Genomic DNA, 2705 nt, shown 5'->3' with positions numbered 1-2705 from the left:
GCACCTTACTTGCTCTCCATTTTTGGACACCATACCTAATTTACCACTATTTGAGCCTTAACTGAACCGTATTGGGTTATGGATATGTTTGGGTGGATTGTGGAAATTGTCCTCAGACCTTTGGAGAAACACGGTTTCGTTGTATTACCAAAACGGTGGGTGGTTGAGCGAACATTTGGATGGCTCAACTGGTGTCGGCGCTTGAGCAAAGATTATGAAAGGCTTGTGGAAACTTCTGAAACTTTTATCTACATAGCGATGATTCGGATCATGGTCAGACGACTTGCGTAATTTTTGACTTGCTTCGACTTTTAAAACATCCTCTTAGAGCATAAGACTGGCGTTGCTGATTTACGGTATGAAAAGCTAAATATGCAAGTTATAGAAACCAGTATCCACAAAGCTTCGGGAGCTTCAACTAATTTTTTTTCATACCCCGATTAAGCAATACCAATAAAAGCCACCTGTTTTTGTCGGCCGGGAGCCTGCAGCATCCCGCCTCACCTTTAGTCAAACAGTTTTGAGGGTTCGGGAGACTCCTGATTCCTCCCTTGCGATAAACACACAGATGGCAGTTAAGCGCCTTATGCGCTCAATCGCCATCATAACGGGAATGGCTAACTCGAATTTGGTATTACATTGGCATTTTGCTAGTTAGTTTTACATCCTAGGTTCGGTAAAACCTAAAAAATTAAAACTCAAAGTAATATATCGCGCATAGCCACTTTCAGGTTCCTACGATCGCATACCACAAACTCAGCATCAGGCACAAACTCGCTAAATGTTGTGGAATCAAAGATTTAATTGAGCGCTTGGCAATTTTTTGAGTTACCAATATTGTGACTAATAATGATACAATCAAAGTGAAACCTTGCAAGAAACTAATTACCGCTGGATCGCCAATAAAACTCGGTAAATCATCTCTAATTTGTCCGAAAGTGGCAAAAGTTACGGGAATCACCCGACCGCCTTCCTGCAAACCTAATCGCCAATAGTGAGCCAAACTACCGCCCCAGACTAAGGGTAAATAACCGTAAGCGAGAGAGACAAATGAGAGGGGTTTGTAAGTTGTAAAGGGCATGGTTTCTGTTTGTCCCAATCGATAAATTGCTTGCATGATTGCGTAGGCAATTAGGGGAATCATCGGCGGGATAATTAACACTGTGATCGACAGTCCTAAATGAGGTAAAAATTGCTCTAAATTGATGCCCAGGTCCAACAAACTATTTATCTCGGGCAAGCGATGCAGATAAATACCGCCTAATAAGAGAAATAATAGGGCAACTTCATAACTGTGAGGAACGTGGGTAGTCCATAATTCGATGCCGGGAGGCCGCAGATTTAATTCTACCGATCGATGCGGACAAGCTTTCAAGCAAGTCATGCACAACACGCAATCTTTATTATCGGTTAATTGGGCAGGATGGGAATAAACCGGACAGCCATTAGTAGTTAATCCTTCCCCCAAGCCGGGGCCGCCTTTGTAACATTGATAGGTGCTGCATTCCGCCGCGCAGGTTCCTTGTTGGGCGCGAAGTTCGATAATTGATAGTTTAGCAAATAATCCATTCATTCCCCCGATCGGGCATAAATAACGACACCAAAATCGCCTCTCGAAGATTAGGGAAAAAATTACCGCTCCGGCGGTGATGAGCAACAACAAACAACTGGATAAATAGGCGGTATTTTCTAAATCCCACAACTCTTCCCACAGAAATATCAGAGTAAATAGCCCAAATAGAACCCAACCACCCCATTTTTCGGCCTGTTGTCGCGGCCATTTATTGAGAGTTCGAGGAAAAATTCTTAGCGATAGTTTTTGGACGATTTCCCCATAAATCATAAAAGGGCAAAAAGCACACCATAACCGCCCGACGATGGGGAATAATAATAAAATTAACGGCCACCACCACGCCCAAAAGATATTTAGGGCAAAATTATGTTGTCGATCTTGGGGAGCAACAAACAGGATAATTACTACCAATGCAAACACCCAGGTAGTAAACCAATAATTCACGCGATCGGGATACCAATCGCTCCGTAAAACTTGCCTAAATTTCGGATAAATATTTAATAAATTCAGCCGAAACTTTTGTTTCTTCGCTGCCTGGACCCAAAACACTTCTTCCGTTAATACCTGATTCCCCTGTGCTTGAACTAAGGCGCGATCAACCATTCCTTGCAATTCCTGCAAGTTTCCTGGAAAATCGTAGGCTTGCAAGCGGCGAATTGCTTCCGGCGTGACTTGGGGCTTGACTAATTTCTTTTTACGACAAATGAGGTTAAGGTAATAGTTAACCTGTGCTTCTAAATCTGATTTTCGCACCCGCAATGATGGAACTTTAATTTTATGTTGCGTCAGGTTATCCAGGTGGGGCTGGACAATTTCTGAGATTAAAATTATCCGCGCATTACTTGAACGTGGTGGTGGCGGTATTTGTCCTTGTTTGACAACTAGCGTATAGGTTCCATCGGTTAATAATTGCTGAATTTGGGGGCATAATTGAGAGGGTAATTCTTGCAAATCATTTAAAATTAACGTCCCTTCTCCCAACCATTCCAACAGCCCCGGCTTGCCGCCCAACCGCCCAAATAATTCCGCTCCATTGCTCTGAAGTAAAGCACTTTTGGCGTTGCTGAATTGATGTATGATATAGTGATCGAGAGCAAAGTTGACGAAAAACAATGAACAGCAAATTAGAGTC

1 protein-coding gene and 1 pseudogene are annotated in these 2705 nt (G+C 42.8%); one reads left to right on the top strand and one right to left on the bottom strand.

Annotation, left to right across the window (positions count from 1 at the left end):
• Positions 1–72: 72 nt before the first annotated feature.
• Positions 73–291: pseudogene (locus tag QUA47_RS30635) on the top strand (transposase); the annotation flags it as partial.
• Positions 292–727: 436 nt separating this feature from the next.
• On the opposite strand, the gene QUA47_RS30630 reads toward QUA47_RS30635, so the two are convergent.
• On the bottom strand, positions 728–2705 hold a 1978-nt coding region (locus tag QUA47_RS30630; RefSeq protein WP_333433596.1), incomplete at its 5' end, for a 4Fe-4S binding protein.

The organism is Microcoleus sp. MON2_D5 (assembly GCF_036701905.1).
Taxonomy (GTDB): Bacteria; Cyanobacteriota; Cyanobacteriia; order Cyanobacteriales; family Microcoleaceae; genus Microcoleus.
The sequence above is the reverse complement of the archived record's forward strand: the minus strand, read 5'-3'. Positions and strand labels throughout refer to the sequence as shown.